At 68.1% G+C, this 14,571-nt stretch carries 18 protein-coding genes; 9 read left to right on the top strand and 9 right to left on the bottom strand.

Going from position 1 to position 14,571, the window contains the following annotated elements; all coding sequences use genetic code 11:
• The first annotated feature begins 2 nt into the window (after window positions 1-2).
• From fdh3B to GE300_RS11785, 3 genes are read left to right on the top strand one after another with little or no spacing between them, the layout of a single operon-like run.
• The gene (fdh3B, locus tag GE300_RS11795) at window positions 3-599 is read left to right on the top strand and encodes a formate dehydrogenase FDH3 subunit beta (RefSeq protein ID WP_154446773.1); all 597 of its coding nucleotides are present in this window, start codon (window positions 3-5) and stop codon (window positions 597-599) included.
• A complete protein-coding gene (locus GE300_RS11790) occupies window positions 596-1,810 on the top strand; it encodes a formate dehydrogenase subunit gamma (RefSeq protein ID WP_154446772.1) in 1,215 nt (404 codons plus the stop codon). Before fdh3B ends, GE300_RS11790 begins: the two co-directional genes overlap by 4 nt.
• 7 nt (window positions 1,811-1,817) lie before the next feature.
• Window positions 1,818-1,961 carry a hypothetical protein gene (locus tag GE300_RS11785; protein ID WP_154446771.1) on the top strand — a complete coding sequence of 48 codons (144 nt, stop codon included), beginning with the start codon at window positions 1,818-1,820 and terminating at the stop codon, window positions 1,959-1,961.
• 57 nt (window positions 1,962-2,018) lie between these two features.
• Here the strand turns inward: GE300_RS11785 and GE300_RS11780 are convergent, their stop codons facing one another.
• Together GE300_RS11780 and GE300_RS11775 are read right to left on the bottom strand one after the other, a co-directional pair.
• Complete coding sequence (locus GE300_RS11780; protein ID WP_154446770.1) at window positions 2,019-2,471, bottom strand: DUF421 domain-containing protein; 453 nt, start codon at window positions 2,469-2,471, stop codon at window positions 2,019-2,021.
• Between the two features lie 12 nt (window positions 2,472-2,483).
• Window positions 2,484-2,963, bottom strand: a complete 480-nt coding sequence (locus GE300_RS11775) for a hypothetical protein (protein WP_154446769.1) — start codon at window positions 2,961-2,963, stop codon at window positions 2,484-2,486.
• A 409-nt stretch (window positions 2,964-3,372) separates the two neighbouring features.
• Between GE300_RS11775 and GE300_RS11770 the strand changes: the two genes are divergently transcribed.
• Window positions 3,373-3,888, top strand: a complete 516-nt coding sequence (locus tag GE300_RS11770; protein ID WP_154446768.1) for a ferritin-like domain-containing protein — start codon at window positions 3,373-3,375, stop codon at window positions 3,886-3,888.
• Window positions 3,889-4,023: 135 nt separating this feature from the next.
• On the opposite strand, the gene GE300_RS11765 is transcribed toward GE300_RS11770, so the two are convergent.
• Genes GE300_RS11765 through GE300_RS11755 form a run of 3 tightly spaced genes read right to left on the bottom strand, consistent with a single transcriptional unit; the run spans window position 4,024 to window position 6,702 of the window.
• Entirely contained in the window at window positions 4,024-4,809 is a 786-nt protein-coding gene (locus GE300_RS11765; RefSeq protein ID WP_154446767.1) for an SDR family NAD(P)-dependent oxidoreductase, read from the bottom strand.
• A 22-nt stretch (window positions 4,810-4,831) separates the two neighbouring features.
• On the bottom strand, window positions 4,832-6,001 hold the full coding sequence (locus tag GE300_RS11760; RefSeq protein WP_154446766.1) for a zinc-dependent alcohol dehydrogenase: 1,170 nt from the start codon (window positions 5,999-6,001) through the stop codon (window positions 4,832-4,834).
• Window positions 6,002-6,012: 11 nt separating this feature from the next.
• The gene (locus GE300_RS11755; protein ID WP_154446765.1) at window positions 6,013-6,702 is read right to left on the bottom strand and encodes an SRPBCC family protein; all 690 of its coding nucleotides are present in this window, start codon (window positions 6,700-6,702) and stop codon (window positions 6,013-6,015) included.
• 176 nt (window positions 6,703-6,878) lie between these two features.
• Here GE300_RS11755 and gnd point away from each other — a divergent pair, with 176 nt between their 5' ends.
• Window positions 6,879-7,850 (top strand): phosphogluconate dehydrogenase (NAD(+)-dependent, decarboxylating), encoded by a 972-nt coding sequence (gene gnd, locus GE300_RS11750; protein ID WP_154446764.1) that lies wholly within the window; start codon window positions 6,879-6,881, stop codon window positions 7,848-7,850.
• Window positions 7,851-7,875: 25 nt separating this feature from the next.
• On the opposite strand, the gene GE300_RS11745 is transcribed toward gnd, so the two are convergent.
• Window positions 7,876-8,241 (bottom strand): hypothetical protein, encoded by a 366-nt coding sequence (locus GE300_RS11745; protein ID WP_154446763.1) that lies wholly within the window; start codon window positions 8,239-8,241, stop codon window positions 7,876-7,878.
• A gap of 603 nt (window positions 8,242-8,844) precedes the next feature.
• On the opposite strand from GE300_RS11745, the gene GE300_RS11740 reads away from it, so the two are divergent.
• The 4 genes from GE300_RS11740 (at window position 8,845) to GE300_RS11725 (ending at window position 12,215) form a co-directional block, all read left to right on the top strand.
• Window positions 8,845-9,765, top strand: a complete 921-nt coding sequence (locus GE300_RS11740; protein WP_154446762.1) for an MBL fold metallo-hydrolase — start codon at window positions 8,845-8,847, stop codon at window positions 9,763-9,765.
• A gap of 10 nt (window positions 9,766-9,775) precedes the next feature.
• Window positions 9,776-10,153, top strand: coding sequence for a rhodanese-like domain-containing protein (locus GE300_RS11735; RefSeq protein WP_233416958.1), 378 nt, complete (start codon window positions 9,776-9,778; stop codon window positions 10,151-10,153).
• Window positions 10,154-10,231: 78 nt separating this feature from the next.
• Window positions 10,232-10,720 (top strand): DUF421 domain-containing protein, encoded by a 489-nt coding sequence (locus tag GE300_RS11730; protein ID WP_154446761.1) that lies wholly within the window; start codon window positions 10,232-10,234, stop codon window positions 10,718-10,720.
• A gap of 307 nt (window positions 10,721-11,027) precedes the next feature.
• On the top strand, window positions 11,028-12,215 hold the full coding sequence (locus tag GE300_RS11725) for an acyl-CoA dehydrogenase (protein WP_154446760.1): 1,188 nt from the start codon (window positions 11,028-11,030) through the stop codon (window positions 12,213-12,215).
• A 44-nt stretch (window positions 12,216-12,259) separates the two neighbouring features.
• Here the strand turns inward: GE300_RS11725 and GE300_RS11720 are convergent, their stop codons facing one another.
• From GE300_RS11720 to GE300_RS11710, 3 genes are read right to left on the bottom strand one after another with little or no spacing between them, the layout of a single operon-like run.
• Complete coding sequence (locus tag GE300_RS11720) at window positions 12,260-12,856, bottom strand: ABC transporter ATP-binding protein (protein WP_154446863.1); 597 nt, start codon at window positions 12,854-12,856, stop codon at window positions 12,260-12,262.
• Complete coding sequence (locus tag GE300_RS11715) at window positions 12,856-13,623, bottom strand: ABC transporter permease (protein WP_154446759.1); 768 nt, start codon at window positions 13,621-13,623, stop codon at window positions 12,856-12,858. Before GE300_RS11715 ends, GE300_RS11720 begins: the two co-directional genes overlap by 1 nt.
• A complete protein-coding gene (locus tag GE300_RS11710) occupies window positions 13,607-14,554 on the bottom strand; it encodes an ABC transporter substrate-binding protein (protein ID WP_233416957.1) in 948 nt (315 codons plus the stop codon). Before GE300_RS11710 ends, GE300_RS11715 begins: the two co-directional genes overlap by 17 nt.
• Window positions 14,555-14,571: the final 17 nt, after the last annotated feature.

Here is a 14,571-nt window from a genome sequence, read left to right as displayed (position 1 = left end):
TGATGGCACGCATGAAATTCCTCTGCGACACCGACCGCTGTATCGAGTGCAATGCCTGCGCGACCTCGTGCAAGAACGAGCACGAGGTGCCGTGGGGCATGGTGCGCCGGCGGGTGGTGACGATCAACGATGGCGAGCCGGGCGAAAAGTCTATCGCCATCTCGTGCATGCACTGCACCGACGCGCCGTGCGTCGCGGTATGCCCGGTCTCGACGCTGTATCAGACCGACGTCGGCATCGTTCTGCACGACAAGGACACCTGCATCGGCTGCGGGTACTGCTTCTACGCCTGTCCGTTCGGCGCGCCGCAGTTCCCCAAGACGACGCTGTTCGGCTCGCGCGGCAAGATGGACAAGTGCACCTATTGCGCGGGCGGCCCGGAGGAGAACGGCTCCGAGGCGGAATACAGCAAGTACGGCCGCAACCGCATCGCCGAGGGCAAGCTGCCGCTGTGCGCCGAAGTCTGCTCGACCCGCGCGCTGCTGGCCGGCGACGGCGACGAGATCGGAGAGATCTTCCGCGAGCGCGTCCTGCACCGCGGCTACGGCGCCGGCGCCTGGGGCTGGAAGACGGCCTACTATCCGGAGGACGAGGCATGAGTGGCGATGGGTCCGAGGTCCGCGTGCGCGGCCGCGATTTCACCGGCTACCGGATCGGCGGCGCGATCGCTGCCGCGCTGCTGTTCCTCGCGTTGGTCGTGCAGGGCTGGGAGTTGTTCGACGGCGATGCGCGGACCGTTCCGGAAGTCGCCTGGAGCGCCGCCGGCGATGCAGGAGGAGAATCGATCCTGACCGATGAGATCCTGCGGGATCGGACGCGTCTGCAATCGCAGCGCTTCCGCTCCGGGCCGTCGCCCGACGGCACCGCCGAGACGTTCAAGGTCGGCGACGCGATCCTGCTGGGCAACCGGGCGATCGACGACGAAGATGCGATGCTGACCGAGATCTGGCGCCTGCCCGATGACGAGAGCGGATCGCTGCTGCGCGGGTCCGAGCGCATCATCGGCATCTCGTCGCTGCCCTACGCGAACGCGGCGCTGTTCGAGCGTCCTTTCGCGCGCGACTGGCGGCTGGGCCTGGCGGATGTCGTCACCCACGTCGGAGCGTTCGCGATCCTCGGCTTCTCGTTCCTGCTGGCGCTGGTGCTGGCGGTGCGGGGCCGGGTGCCCATCGCCAAGGGGCGCACCGACCGAACCGTGAAACGGTTCGGGTTGCTGGAGCGGGCCAACCACTGGCTGACCGCGGTATCGTTCATCATGCTTGCCCTCACGGGGATCACCATCGCCTATGGCAGGACGCTGATCCTGCCGTTCGGCGAGGAGCTTCTGGGCTCGCTCGGGTGGTTGGCGACCTGGGGCCATGCGATGTTCTTCCCGCCGTTCGCGCTGGGGCTGACGGCGATGATCCTGCTCTGGACGGTGCGGAACCTGCCGTCGCGGCTCGACATCGAATGGCTGCGCCGCGCCGGCGGGTTCTTCTCGGACGACCCGGACAACCCGCCGGCGCGGAAGTTCAACGCCGGGCAGAAGCTGGTCTACTGGTCGGCGGTGATCGGCGGGCTGCTGATGATCGCCACCGGCATCTTCCTGATGTTCCCGTTCTGGTTCGCCGATCTGCAGACCATGAGCTGGATCATGCTGACGCACGCGCTGATCGCGGTGTTCCTGATCGCGATCTTCATCGGTCACATCTACATCGGCACGGTCGGGATGCAGGGAGCGTTCTGGGCCATGTGGACCGGCGATGTGGACCGCAACTGGGCCGAGGAGCACCACGAGCTGTGGATGCACGAGCTGGACAAGGGGAGGTAGGTGACGGATGGGGGGCTTTCTGATCGGCGCATCGCTGTCGGCGCTGCTGGCGGTGGTCACCTATGCCGCGCTTGTGACCTTCGACGTCGAGCAGTCGCCGCAGGACGAAGCGGCGCTGGTTGCGCTGGAGGGCGACGGCGAACGCTATTGAGCCGAACGGGAACGCGGCGCAGCATCATCGGCCATCGGTGCCGGATGCGGTGCCGTTCTATTCGCTTTTACCGTCGGGAACGATCGAAAGCTGTCCGTTCGCTTCGAGCACGGCATAGCGGATCTGCTCCGGCCGCTCGATGCCGTGTTTCATCCGGGCCGACTCCAGCACATCCGACAACGCCACCCGCGCGCGCGCCAGTGCGCGCAGGTCGGGCTCGCCGCGATCGATCAGCACCGTCGGGGTGCCGTCCAGCATCAGTCGAAACAGACGCGACCCGCCCTTGATATAGGACATGGCGATATCGAGCGAGAAGATGGTGATCGCCACCAGGGCGGCGTTGGTCAGCGAATTGTCGTCACCCAGCAGCGCTTGCTGTGTCGTCTCGGCCACGATCAGCAGCAGGACGAAGTCGAACGGCGTCGCCTCGGACAGGGTTCTGCGCCCCGACAGGCGGAAGATGATCAGGAGCACGAGGTAGATGGCTGCTCCCCGGATGACCGATTCCATCGCGCGTTCTCCTTATGGAAAGACGAAGGTGGCAAGACGCACCGGGCTTTCGTCGTCGATGGTGATGGCATAGCGGACGAAGCCCGCTTTGCGGGCCCGGATGCCAAGCCGCACCATTGCGCCCGCCCCGGTCGCAGCGAAACTCAACCTGAGCCCCTCCGGTTCCGCAACTGCGCCAAGCGGCTCGGGCTGGATCGATTCCAGCTCGAACACGTCCAGAAACTTCTTCGGCATCAGGATCTGCCGCAGACCGTCGCCGGGGCCGAGGACCAGCGTGAGCGTCTCGTCGGCACGCCACCGCGAGATGCGGGGATAGATCACCTGCGTGTCGGCCTGTTCGGCGCTGCCGTGGGCCAGCGGCCCGCCGCCGCCGGTCATCCCGGCCAGCGCCGCCAGCAGGATCGCCGCGAAGCAGATCCAGGCGATCCGCTCTGCCTTCCAGAACCGTTCCTGGAACTGTCGGTCTTCGTCGATCTGCAGGCCCTTGGCCACGTCCGGGTCTCCCGCGGGGGGCGATGCCGACTCAACGCCGGACATGCTCGTTCGGGTTCCTGCTTCTTCTGCCGCCCGGAGAAAATTTTCGGTGTGCCTGCCGCGCGAACAGCGACCGGTCAGGCGGATGAGTTGATGATCGGGTATGTCTGGCCGGCGGCACTGCACCCTTCGCGCCGGCTCGGTCCCGCTGCACGGCCTGGACGCGGACGTGAAGGCCGCTCGCCGCCGTCGGTCCTGGCACGAAACTCCTGTCTTCCGGGCGACAGGGCCCTCTGCCACACCTTCCGACATCTTCGCGTGGCGCCTGCGGGCAGGGGCACTGGCGCGTATCGCCACCGCCGATGCCGCCGGGAACATCCGGGCGCCACACCTGTTTCCGGAGCGGCAGACCACGAGGAGAAACCAGATGGCAAGTACCGATCACGCCCGGACCGTCTTCATGGCCGGGCTGAAGAACGCGCACGCGATGGAAAAGCAGGCGCTGTCCATCATGCAGCCCCAGGTGAACCGCCTGACGCATTATCCGGAGCTGTCCCGGCGGCTGGAAGCCCACATCGCGGAGACCGAGACGCAGATCGACAGGCTCGACCAGGTGCTGACCTCGGTCGGCGAAAGCAGCTCGGCGATGAAGGACCTGTTTCTTTCGAGCTTCGGGTCGATGGCGGCGCTGGGGCATATCACCGCCGGCGATGAGGTGCTGAAGAACTCGTTCGCCAACCTGGCGTTCGAAAACTATGAGATAGCGGCCTATGCATCGCTGATTTCCGCTGCGCGGATCTGTGGCGAGAACGCCGCCGTTCCGCTGCTCGAACAGAGCCTCGAAGAAGAACGGCGGATGGCCGAATGGGTCGAGCAGAGCATCCCCGGCGTGACCGAGACCTTCATCTCGCTCAAGGGCAGCGGCGAGAAGGCGAAGATCTGACCGGGCGGAGGGCCACGCGCGTGGCCCCCTCCACCGCGGCGCGTGTACCAGCCCTCGTGCTCCGAACGTCCCGAGCGGATCCGATGGCTCGGTCCCGCCAAGCTGCCGGTTCGGCCGGGGGTTCGACCGTGCGGGCTATCGCAGGTCGTCGGGTTCGGCGAGGCGGCGGTGCATCTGCGCCAGAACCTGGTCGGGGATCAGCCCCGCGAAGGCTGTCTGGACCTTGTTCATCAGGCCGGTGACAACACCGCTGCGGCCGTTCATCATCGCCTCGTACCCCTTGCGGGCGACCACCGCCGGGTCGTCCTTGCCGTCGTCGCGCCCGGCCGGCGTGTCCGTCATGCCGGCGCGCTCGAAGAATTCCGTCTCGGTCAGCCCGGGCATCAGGCAGGTCACCGTGACCGGTGACTCCTTCAACTCGTTCTGCAGCGCATAGCTGAGGCTGTCGAGATATGCCTTCGAGGCGTTGTAGACGGCGTGGAAGCTGCCGGGAAAGAAGCCGGCGATCGAGCCGGTGACCAGAACGCGGCCGGTGCCGCGGTCGCGCATCCGGCGTGCGAAGCGGTGCAGCAGTTCGGTCGTGCCGCTGACGTTCAGCGCGATCACCTTGGCGATGTCGGTGCGGTCGAGGTCGAGAAACGGGCCGCTCAGCCCGATGCCCGCGTTGGCGAGCAGATAGTCGACATCGCGGCCCTCGACCCGCCGCCACAGGGCGTCGATGCCCTCCGGCGTGCCCAGATCGGCCTGCACCGCCTCCACGGCGACGTTCAACGCGCCGAGTTCGGCGGCAGCGTCATGGATTGCCGCCTCTTCGGCGCAGATCACCAGGTCGTGTCCTTCGGTGGCGCAGATCCGCGCCAGTTCCAGCCCGATGCCGGTCGATGCACCGGTGACCACGGCCAGGCGTTTGCGATCGGTCATGAAGTTTCTCCCTTCCGCTTCGTCACGGCTTCAGGACGACCTTGGTCCACTCGTCCTGGTTGGCATGGAAATTGGCATAGCCGCGCGGCGCGTCTTCAAGCGGCAGGCGGTGCGAGATCAGGAAGGTGGTGTCGATCTCGCCCTCCTGGATGCGGCGCAGCAGGTCGGGCGCGTATTTCTGCACATGGGTCTGTCCGGTGCGCATCTGCAGGCCCTTCTCCATGAAGGCCCCCAGCGGGAACTTGTCGACAAAGCCGCCGTAGACCCCAGGCACCGATACCCGGCCCCCCTTGCGGCAGGCCATGATCGCCTCGCGCAGCACATGGCCGCGGTCGGCGCCGAAGCCGATCTTCTGCTTCATGCTGTCCAGCACGTTGTCCGGCGCCAGACCGTGGCTTTCGGTGCCGACCGCGTCGATCACCGCATCCGGGCCGATGCCGCCGGTCATTTCCTTGAGCGCCTCGAGAACGCGGGTGCCGCGGTAGTCGATCACCTTCGCGCCCAGTCGGCGCGCCAGCGCCAGCCGGTTCGGGTAGTGGTCGATGGCGATCACCTGATGCGCACCCATCAGCAGCGCGCTCTGGATCGCGAACAGCCCGACCGGACCGCAGCCCCAGACGGCGACGGTGTCGCCGGGCTCGATGTCGCAGTTCTCGGCGGCCATCCAGCCGGTCGGCAGGATGTCCGACAGGAACAGCACCTCCTCGTCTTCCGGCCCGTCCGGGATCACGACCGGCCCGATGTCCGAGAACGGCACGCGGACGTACTGCGCCTGGCCGCCGGGGTAGCCGCCGGTCAGGTGCGAATAGCCGAACAGACCGCTCAGCGCGTGGCCGTAGAGCGGCTCGGTCAGGTCCTGCTTCTCGGCCGGGTTCGAGTTGTCGCAGGCGGAATACTGGCTCTTCACGCAGTGGAAGCACTTTCCGCAGGAGATGGTGAACGGCACCACCACCCGCTGATCCTTCTGCAGGGTGCTGTCGGCGCCGGTCTCGACCACCCGGCCCATGAACTCGTGGCCGAGGATGTCGCCGGACATCACGCCGGGGATCACCCCGTCATAAAGATGCAGGTCAGAGCCGCAGATCGCGGTGGCGGTGACTTCGATGATCGCGTCGCGGGGGTTGACGATCTGGGGATCGGGAACGGTGTCCACGCGGACGTCTTGTTTTCCTTGAAAGGTCAGGGCGCGCATACGGGGCCTCCTCAGGCGGCTTTGCGGTTCTGCGAGGTCGCGACCTCGCCGGTTTCCAGGAACATCTTGAGCCGCTTCAGATCGCGCCGGCTCTGGATCGCCGGTTCCTTCTGGAACAGTTTGGCCGTCAGCCGCCCGACCTGACCGCCCGGCGGCCGGTAGGCGACGATCGCCTCGACAATGGTGCCGCGGCCGCCCGGGGCATCGCGGAACAGCACCTTGCCGCGGGTGTCGATGTCCGAGTCCTCGGTCGATTGCCAGGCGATCTCCTCGTCCGGCCGCTCGGAGACGACCCGCGTCCGGACCGTCACCGTCGCGCCGGCGGGCGCCGAGATCGTCCAGACGGACTGCTCGCCGCGGGTCTCGACGCGCTCGACGTTTTCCATGAACCGCGCCAGGTTCGCGAAGTCGCGCCAGAATGCGAAGATCTCGGCCCGCGGCCGGTTGACGGTCACCGACCGCCCGGTGACCGCGTAGGCGCCGTGGAAGCTTTGCCGGCTGGTGCGCCCGGGCGCGCTGTCGCGCACGCCGTGGTCCTGCGTCGTCGCGCGCAGCAGCGTCGCCGCGCCGACCAGCAGAACGCCGGCGCCGACGGTCAGGGCGGCGGCGCGGGCGGCGCCGTCAGGAACCTGGGGCAGGTGGAAGCCGCGGTTCCGCACGCCGGGGCCCGTTGGTCTGTAGCGATATCCACGATGGGTCATCGGTGCTCCTCCTTCGCAGTGCTGAACCGGCGCGGCTGCCAGATGTTCCCGCATTGGCAAAGCGGGATTCGGCACCCTGCCGCGGCCTGTCAGACGCCGCCGATCGCCCTATCCTTGCGGCCAGGCACCGCCCAGAGGTGCGCGGGCGGCGGTAGCATTTCATTCGGGAGGACGGGATGGCTGACGATCCGCAAGATGAGCGTGGCAGACGGCTCGGCGTCGTCGGCCTTGGCCGCATAGGCGGCGGACTGGCGCTTCAGGCGACCGAGAAGGGCATCGATGTCGTCGGCAAGCACACCCGGCCGCGCCCGGACATGGCGGCGGCGGGCGTTGATGTGGTGACCGAGGCCCGCGCCCTGGCCGAGCGGCTGCCGCAGCCGAGGCTGATCTACCTGTCGGTTCCCGCCGGCGCGGCCATAGACGCGGTGTTGGAAGAACTTGCACCGCATCTGGGGGCGGGCGACGTCGTGATGGACGGCGGCAATTCCTGGTACCGGGATTCCATGCGACGGGCCGAGGATCTGCGCCGCGCGGGCGTGATCTACATGGACGTCGGCACCTCCGGCGGCGTTCCTGGCGCCCGCCGTGGCGCCTGTTTCATGGTCGGCGGCGACGCCGAGGGTTTTGCCCTGGCCGCGCCGGTACTGAGGGCGCTGGCGGTATGCGACGCGGCGGTGATCCACACCGGCCCGTCCGGCAGCGGGCATTTCGTCAAACTGGTTCACAACGGGATCGAGTTCGGCATGCTGCAGGCGATCGGCGAGGGCTACGCGCTGCTGAAGGACAGCGCGTTCGATCTCGATCCCGCGGAGATCTTCGGGAACTGGTCGAACGGATCGGTGATCCGCGGCTGGCTGGTCGAATTGATGCACCAGCAGCTGCGTGACCAGGGGGCGCAGACCGACGCGGTTCCGGACTATGTCGAGGACACCGGCGAAGTGAACTGGCTGGTGCAGGAGGCGATCGGGCGCGAGGTGCCGATCCCGGTGATCACGCAGGCGGTGATCGAACTTTTCCGCTCGCGCACGGACGACGCGTCGGCCTACCGGGCGGTCGCGCTGATGCGTCACGGCTTCGGCGACCACCCCTTCGGCCGTGACGAGGACATTGCCGAAAAACGCGGCACGAGCCGCCTCGAAGGGATATGACCGCGCGACCGCCGGGCCGGATGGATCAGAAGAACAGAAGCGCGAGGATCACGAGGACCACCGCGGTCGCCACGCCCCAGACCCACATGGCGCGCGCCGGCGAGGGATCGGCTCCACCGGGCGCGGGCATCTTGTAGGTACCCTGGGCGCGCTGCGTCTCCTGCGCTTCGGCACGGCGCACCTGTTCGCGGGTCGGCGGCACGCCACCGGCCTCGGCATCGGTGCCCAGCGGCGCCGCGGCCGGGTCGCTGACCTCGACCTTGTCGGCGGTCTCGCCGTGGTCGATACGGTCGCGCAGCCGGTCGGGGTTGCCCGACTCGTGCCTCGCACGCGGATCGCGCTCGTCCGCTTCCGGGATCTTCGGATCTTGCGGTTTCGGGTCCTGGACCATGATCTCGTCCTTTCGCTTGACTGCCTTGGTAACCCGCCGCGCGGCATTTTGTTTCTGGCGGCGCGGCCGGTGCGTTCCCGACGGCACTGCGAGACATTGCCGATTACCGGTAATTCCGGGCCCGCCGTTCGGCGGCGCCTCGCCCGGCGGTCGGATCGGTGCCGACCGGCGTCCGCCTGGATTCTTGGACAGCAGAACTGCCGCGCGGCGCGATCAGGGCGCGGCTCTGGATCTGCCCGCGCGCCGCGCGTGGCGCCGCCGCCGTCCGCACCGAGTTCCTTCGCACCGAGTTCCTTGGAACCATCGATTGCCTGGCGGCATTGGATAGCCAGCAACACGAGCAACGAAGCCGCAGCCAGCGCGCGCCGATCCGAGCCGGGCCCGCGCCTGGCGCGACCGAGGGGTGACGATGGAACCCGACACGATTGCCCCGATGGACGCAGATTGCTGGCCGGCTGCGCCTTTCGGCACCGGCTGGCGGACCGGCGGGTGCTGCCCGGATCCGGGATGAACAGCCTTGCCGCTCGCCCGGCCGGAAACGGAAGTGGCTCGGCAAAAGGGGGGGCATTCCGCCCCGATTTGAAAGGTGCAAGGTTCTGACGCATGCCGCGCGACTACACAAGCGATGACCGGGTCGTCCGACGATCCCCCTCGGCCGGACCGGGAAGCCCCGAGGTCTGGGGGATCTATGAGCCCGACACCGGGTCGGTCCAATACGTCTGCGCCGATCCGGTGACGCGCAAGGCGGCGTTGATCGACGTGGTGTGGAACTTCCACCCGGCCAATGCGCGCACCTCGGAAGACAGCCTCGAGCAGGTGCTCGCGATCGTGGCGGGCGAGGGGCTGGAGGTCGCCTGGGTGCTGGACACGCATCCGCATGCCGACCACCTGATGGCGTCGTCGATCCTGCGCAGGCGCACCGGCGCGCCGAACGCGATCGGCGAGAAGGTCTGCGAGATCGCCGAACTCTGGCGCGGCATCTACAACCTGCCCGGCGCCTTCGACCCCGGGCGGGATTTCGACCGGCTGTTCGCCGATGGCGACCGGTTCGCGGTCGGCGACCTGGAGGTTCGGGTCATGTTGTCGCCGGGGCATACCTTGGGATCGATCACTCTCGTCTGCGGCGACGCGGCGTTCGTGCACGACACGCTGATGCATGTCGATGTCGGCACCGCACGGACCGATTTTCCAGGTGGCGACGCCGCGGATCTTTGGAACTCGATCGAAGAAATTCTGGCGCTGCCCGAACACACCCGGCTGTTCGTCGGTCACGACTACGGTACCGACAGCCGCGAGCGCCCGGCGTGGGAGGCGACCGTGGCCGAGCACCGGGAAAAGAACCCGCATGTGAAGCGCGGAACCGTCAAGGCCGACTGGATCGCGCGGCGCGAGGCCCGCGATGCGAACCTGCCGTTGCCGGACCGGATGCTGGCCGCGCTGCAGGTCAACCTGCGCGCCGGTGCGATGCCCCGGCCAGAGGACGACGGCGAGCACTACCTGAAAATCCCCGTGAACAAGTTCTGAGGTGATGGAAATGACGACGACGATGAAGCAGATGGTGGCCGAGGCGCGCGAGCGGATCGCCGTGGTCTCGCCGCGCGAAAGCCACGCCGCCGGAGAGCGGGCGGTGATCCTCGACGTGCGCGAGCCGGGCGAACTGGAAAGCGACGGGCGCATCCCCGGCGCGCTGCATGTCCCCCGCGGGCTGCTGGAATCGAAAGCCGATGTCGAGAGCGGATCGAGCCTCGATGCGCTCACCGCCGCCCGCGGGCAAAAGCAGGTGCAGGTGCTTTGCGCTTCCGGCGCGCGTGCGGCGCTTGCGGCCGAGACGCTGGCACGACTGGGCTACGACGGCGCAGTGATAGACGGCGGGCTCAAGGGCTGGAAGGAGGCGGGGCTGCCGACAGAGTGAACCTCGCCTCGGGGTTCGGACCGGGCGGTGCCGGCGGCGCCCGCCATCCCGTACCCCGCGAAACGAAGGGGCGGCGCAATGGAGTTGCAACAGATCTTCGGATCGTCACCGAACGGAATGACCGCGCTTCAGCTTGCCGCCCGCGCGGTCGTCATATTCGTTTTCGCCGTGACGCTGTTCCGGATGCTGCCGAGGAAGTCTCTCGGAAACACCTCGGTGACCGACGTGCTTCTGACCGTGCTCATCGGATCCAGCCTCAGCCGGGTTCTTACCGGCAACGCGCCGCTCGGGCCGGTGCTGATCGCCTGCCTGGTGCTCAGTGCGCTCTGGGTCGCGATGTCCTGGCTCGCCGTGCACAATGAGTGGGTCTCGCGGCTGGTCAAGGGGCGGCCGATGGTCGTGATCAGGGATGGCGAGGTTCAGGACGACGTTCTGCGGCAGACCCAGATGGGCAAGCGCGATCTCGAGCAGAGCCTGCATCAGCAGGGGCTCAGGGGACCGGGCGACGTGGAGCGGGCCTATATCGAACGCAACGGCGCCGTCTCGGTGGTGGAAGATCGGGATTGAGCGTACCGCTTCACCCCACGATCTGAACATCGAACGGGTTCCTTTGCCCGCCCGGCGTCGACGTTCCGAAGCCGGCGCGGGACTTCGATGGACCCCGCACAGGTATCGCCTTGATCGAAGCCTGCCGTCGCCTGGATGCGCAGGCGGAACGCAAAACCGTCGCCGCGCGGACTGATCCGGCCGCCGCCGGGGCCGCGGCCGCACGGCTTCGCCACCAACACCGCTGGCCGAAGGCCGATGGCATTTAACTCCATCCCCCGCATGCGGTAGGCATGAAGCGACGCGACGCAAATTCCACGGGTGCGAAATGACTGATACGAACGGTTTCCTCTGGGACGACCCCTTCCTGCTTGAGGACCAGCTGTCCGAAGAGGAGCGCATGATTCGCGACACCGCGCGGTCCTATGCGCAGGACCGGCTGGCGCCGCGGGTGCGCGCGGCGTTCCGCGACGAGCACACCGATCCGGCAATCTTCCGGGAAATGGGGGATCTCGGTCTGCTCGGCGTAACCCTGCCCGAGGCATTCGGCGGAACCGGGGCCGGGTATGTGTCCTACGGTCTGGTCGCGCGCGAGATCGAGGCCGTGGACAGCGGTTTTCGCTCGATGATGAGCGTGCAGGCCAGCCTGGTGATGTACCCGATCCTGGCCTATGGCAGCCCGGCGCAGCGGCAGCGCTATCTTCCGAAGCTGGCATCGGGCGAATGGATCGGCTGCTTCGGGCTGACCGAGCCGGATGCCGGCAGCGATCCTGGCGGAATGCGCACGCGGGCCAGCCGGACGGCGGGCGGGTACCGCCTGAACGGCACCAAGACCTGGATCAGCAACAGCCCGCTGGCGGATGTCTTCGTGGTCTGGGCCAAATCCGAGGCCCACGACGGAAAGATCCGCGGCTTCGTGCTGGAAAAGGGCACCAGCGGGCTGTCGGCGCCGAAGATCGAAGGCAAGCTGTCGCTGCGCGCCTCGGTGACGGGGCAGATCGTGCTGGACCAGGTCGAGGTCGGAGAGGACGCGCTGCTGCCCGAGGCGCAGGGGCTGTCCGGGCCGTTCGGCTGTCTGAACCGGGCCCGCTACGGCATCGCCTGGGGCGTGATGGGCGCGGCCGAGACCTGCTGGCACGCGGCGCGGCAGTACGGGCTGGACCGCAAGCAGTTCGGCAAGCCGCTGGCGCAGATGCAGCTGTACCAGAAGAAGCTGGCGGACATGCAGACCGAGATCGCGCTCGGCCTGCAGGCGTGCCTGCGGGTCGGCCGGCTGTTCGAGGCGGAGCGCATCGCCCCCGAGATGATCAGCCTGATCAAGCGCAACAACTGCGGCAAGGCGCTCGACATCGCCCGGCAGGCGCGCGACATGCATGGCGGCAACGGAATATCGGACGAATTTCCGGTGATGCGGCACATGGTGAACCTGGAGACGGTCAACACCTACGAGGGCGCGCACGACGTGCACGCGTTGATCCTGGGGCGCGCCCAGACCGGGTTGCAGGCGTTTTTCTGAACCGTCGCGCCGGGGCGGCGGTAATCGCGTCCGGCGCGCAACGTTCAGCCGGTCAGCGGTCGCAGGCGGGCCGGTCTGCCTTCCAGCACCGCGCGGCGGGTGGCCAGCCGCCGCGCCTCGTCGGTCGAGTGCGTGACCAGGATGGCGGCGACGGGATGGTCGCGCAGCAGGCGCTCGGTCAGGCGAAGCATGTCCTCGGCAAGCGCCGGGTCGAGCGACACGAAGGGCTCGTCGAGCAGCAGCAGATCGGGCTCTGCCGAAAAGGCGCGCGCAATCGCCAGCCTGCGCTGCTGGCCCAGCGACAGCTGCGCGGGGAACCGGTCCTCCAGTCCCGCCAGCCCGACTTCGGCCAGCGCGGCGCCGGCGCGCGCGGGGCTGGCACCGGTAACCAGGGTGATGTTCTGCAGCGCCGTGCGCCAGGGCAGCAGGGTCGGTTCCTGAAACACGATGGCGGGCCGGTCCGCCCGCGACACCCGGCCGGCAAAGGTCCGGTCCAACCCGGCGATGATGCGCAGCAGCGTGGTCTTGCCGATGCCCGAGCGCCCCTCGATCGCCAGCGTCTCGCCGCGTTCGAGCGAGAAACGGATCGGTCCCAGGACCGCAACGTCGCCGAAGCGCTTTTCCTGCAGGTCCAGGTCCATCACGCGCGGCGCCAGCGCGTGGCCCGCGCTTCCCAGGGGCGGACGATAAAGGTCTCGATGACCAGCATGACGATCACGAAGCTCAGCGCGTAGGTCAGCACCATCGCGACGTCGAACAGCTGGAAATAGAGATGGATCTTGAAGCCGATGCCGTCGGGCCGGCCGAGGAATTCCACCACCAGAACGATCTTCCAGATCAGGGCGATGCCGGCGCGCGCGGCCGATGCGGCATAGGGCGCGAGCTGCGGCAGGACCACGTGGCGGAAGCGCGATCCGGCCGGCATCCGGTAGGCGGCGGCAAGGTCGTCGAACTGCGGCGACAGTGCGCGGGCGCCCTCGCGCATCGTCACCGCGACCATCGGGATCTTGTTGATCGCCACGGCGATGACCGCCGCGGTCTCGTTCAGTCCGATCCACAGATAGCACAGCACGATCGTCACCAGCGCCGGCAGGTTGAGCGCGGCGACGAGCCACGGGTCCAGCCAGCGGTCCGCGGTGCGGCTGCGCCCCAGCGCCAGCCCCAGACCGACGCCGGCGATCATCGACAGCGCGAACGCCAGCGCGACACGCCACAGCGTGGCGGCGAGGTGCCGGGGCATCTCGCCCGAGGCGATCTCCTCGGCCATCAGCGGTGCGATGCGCCACGGACCGGGAAGCACCAGCGGATCGCCGTTCAGCAGGGCAAGCGCCGACCAGGCCAGCAGCAGCCCCAGGGCGGACAGGGCGGTGACGGAATGGCGGCGCCAGGCCTCAGTCCTGTAGATCAACGAACACTCCGGCGGGCAGGGAGGTGGCGTCGCCGACAAGGTCCTTGCCGCCCAGCTGCGCCATCAGCTCGAAGAAGCGGCCCGCCGCGTCTTCGGACACCGGCCGTTCCGGTGGAATCCCCGCCAGGAAACCTTCTTTCAGCGCGTCGAACTCGTCGTCGGTCCCGGGCCGGACCAGCGGGCGCAGGCGGTCCCATGCCGCTGCATCGCTGGCCAGCAGGTCCTTCGCGGCGCGCGATGCCGCCGCGATCGCCGCGACCAGCTCCGGGCGGTCGCGGACCATGTCGCCCTTCAGCACATAGCCCAGCAGCGGAATGTCCGGATCGAGCCCCATCGCCTGCGCAGCCTCGTTCACCGAGATCAGTTCGCGCATGCCGGCGGTCTTCATCCGCGCCATGAAGTGCCAGTAGTTGAGCGCGCCGGCCAGGTCCCCGTCGAGGGCGGCCTTGAAGATGAGCGGCGGCGCCCCGTACACCTGCTCGGTGCTTTCGGCAAGGTCGAACCCGTGTTGCTGCGTGGCGTAGGCACGCAGGATCAGCCAGCTCTTGTCCAGCGGACCACCGGCGATGCCGATCTTTCCGCCGCGCAGATCGGCGATGGAGTCGGCGCCGCTGCCGGGAGGCAGCAGGAGTCCGCCGACAGCCTTGGAATACGGCAGGAAAACGTAATCCCGCCCTGCGGCCCGCTGGCGCGCCACCCAGATCCAGTCCGACACGATCACGTCGGCGGTGCCGCCCTGGAAGGCGACCTGCGCAGCAGACCCGCCGGCGACGCCCTGAACCTCCATCTCGAACCCGTTCGCGGTGTCGAGGCCGTAGTGCTTGATGGTATCGAGCTCCCAGTTGACGGTGCCGGACTCCAGCACCGAAAACCGCACCACCGGCGTTTGGGCGAATGCCGCGACCGTGGCCAGAACCTGTGCCGCAGCCAAAAGGCAGACCCGTCGCA

Origin of the sequence: Halovulum marinum (assembly GCF_009697225.1) — a bacterium.
In the GTDB taxonomy this organism is placed as follows: domain Bacteria; phylum Pseudomonadota; class Alphaproteobacteria; order Rhodobacterales; family Rhodobacteraceae; genus Halovulum; species Halovulum marinum.
The sequence above is the reverse complement of the archived record's forward strand: the minus strand, read 5'-3'. Positions and strand labels throughout refer to the sequence as shown.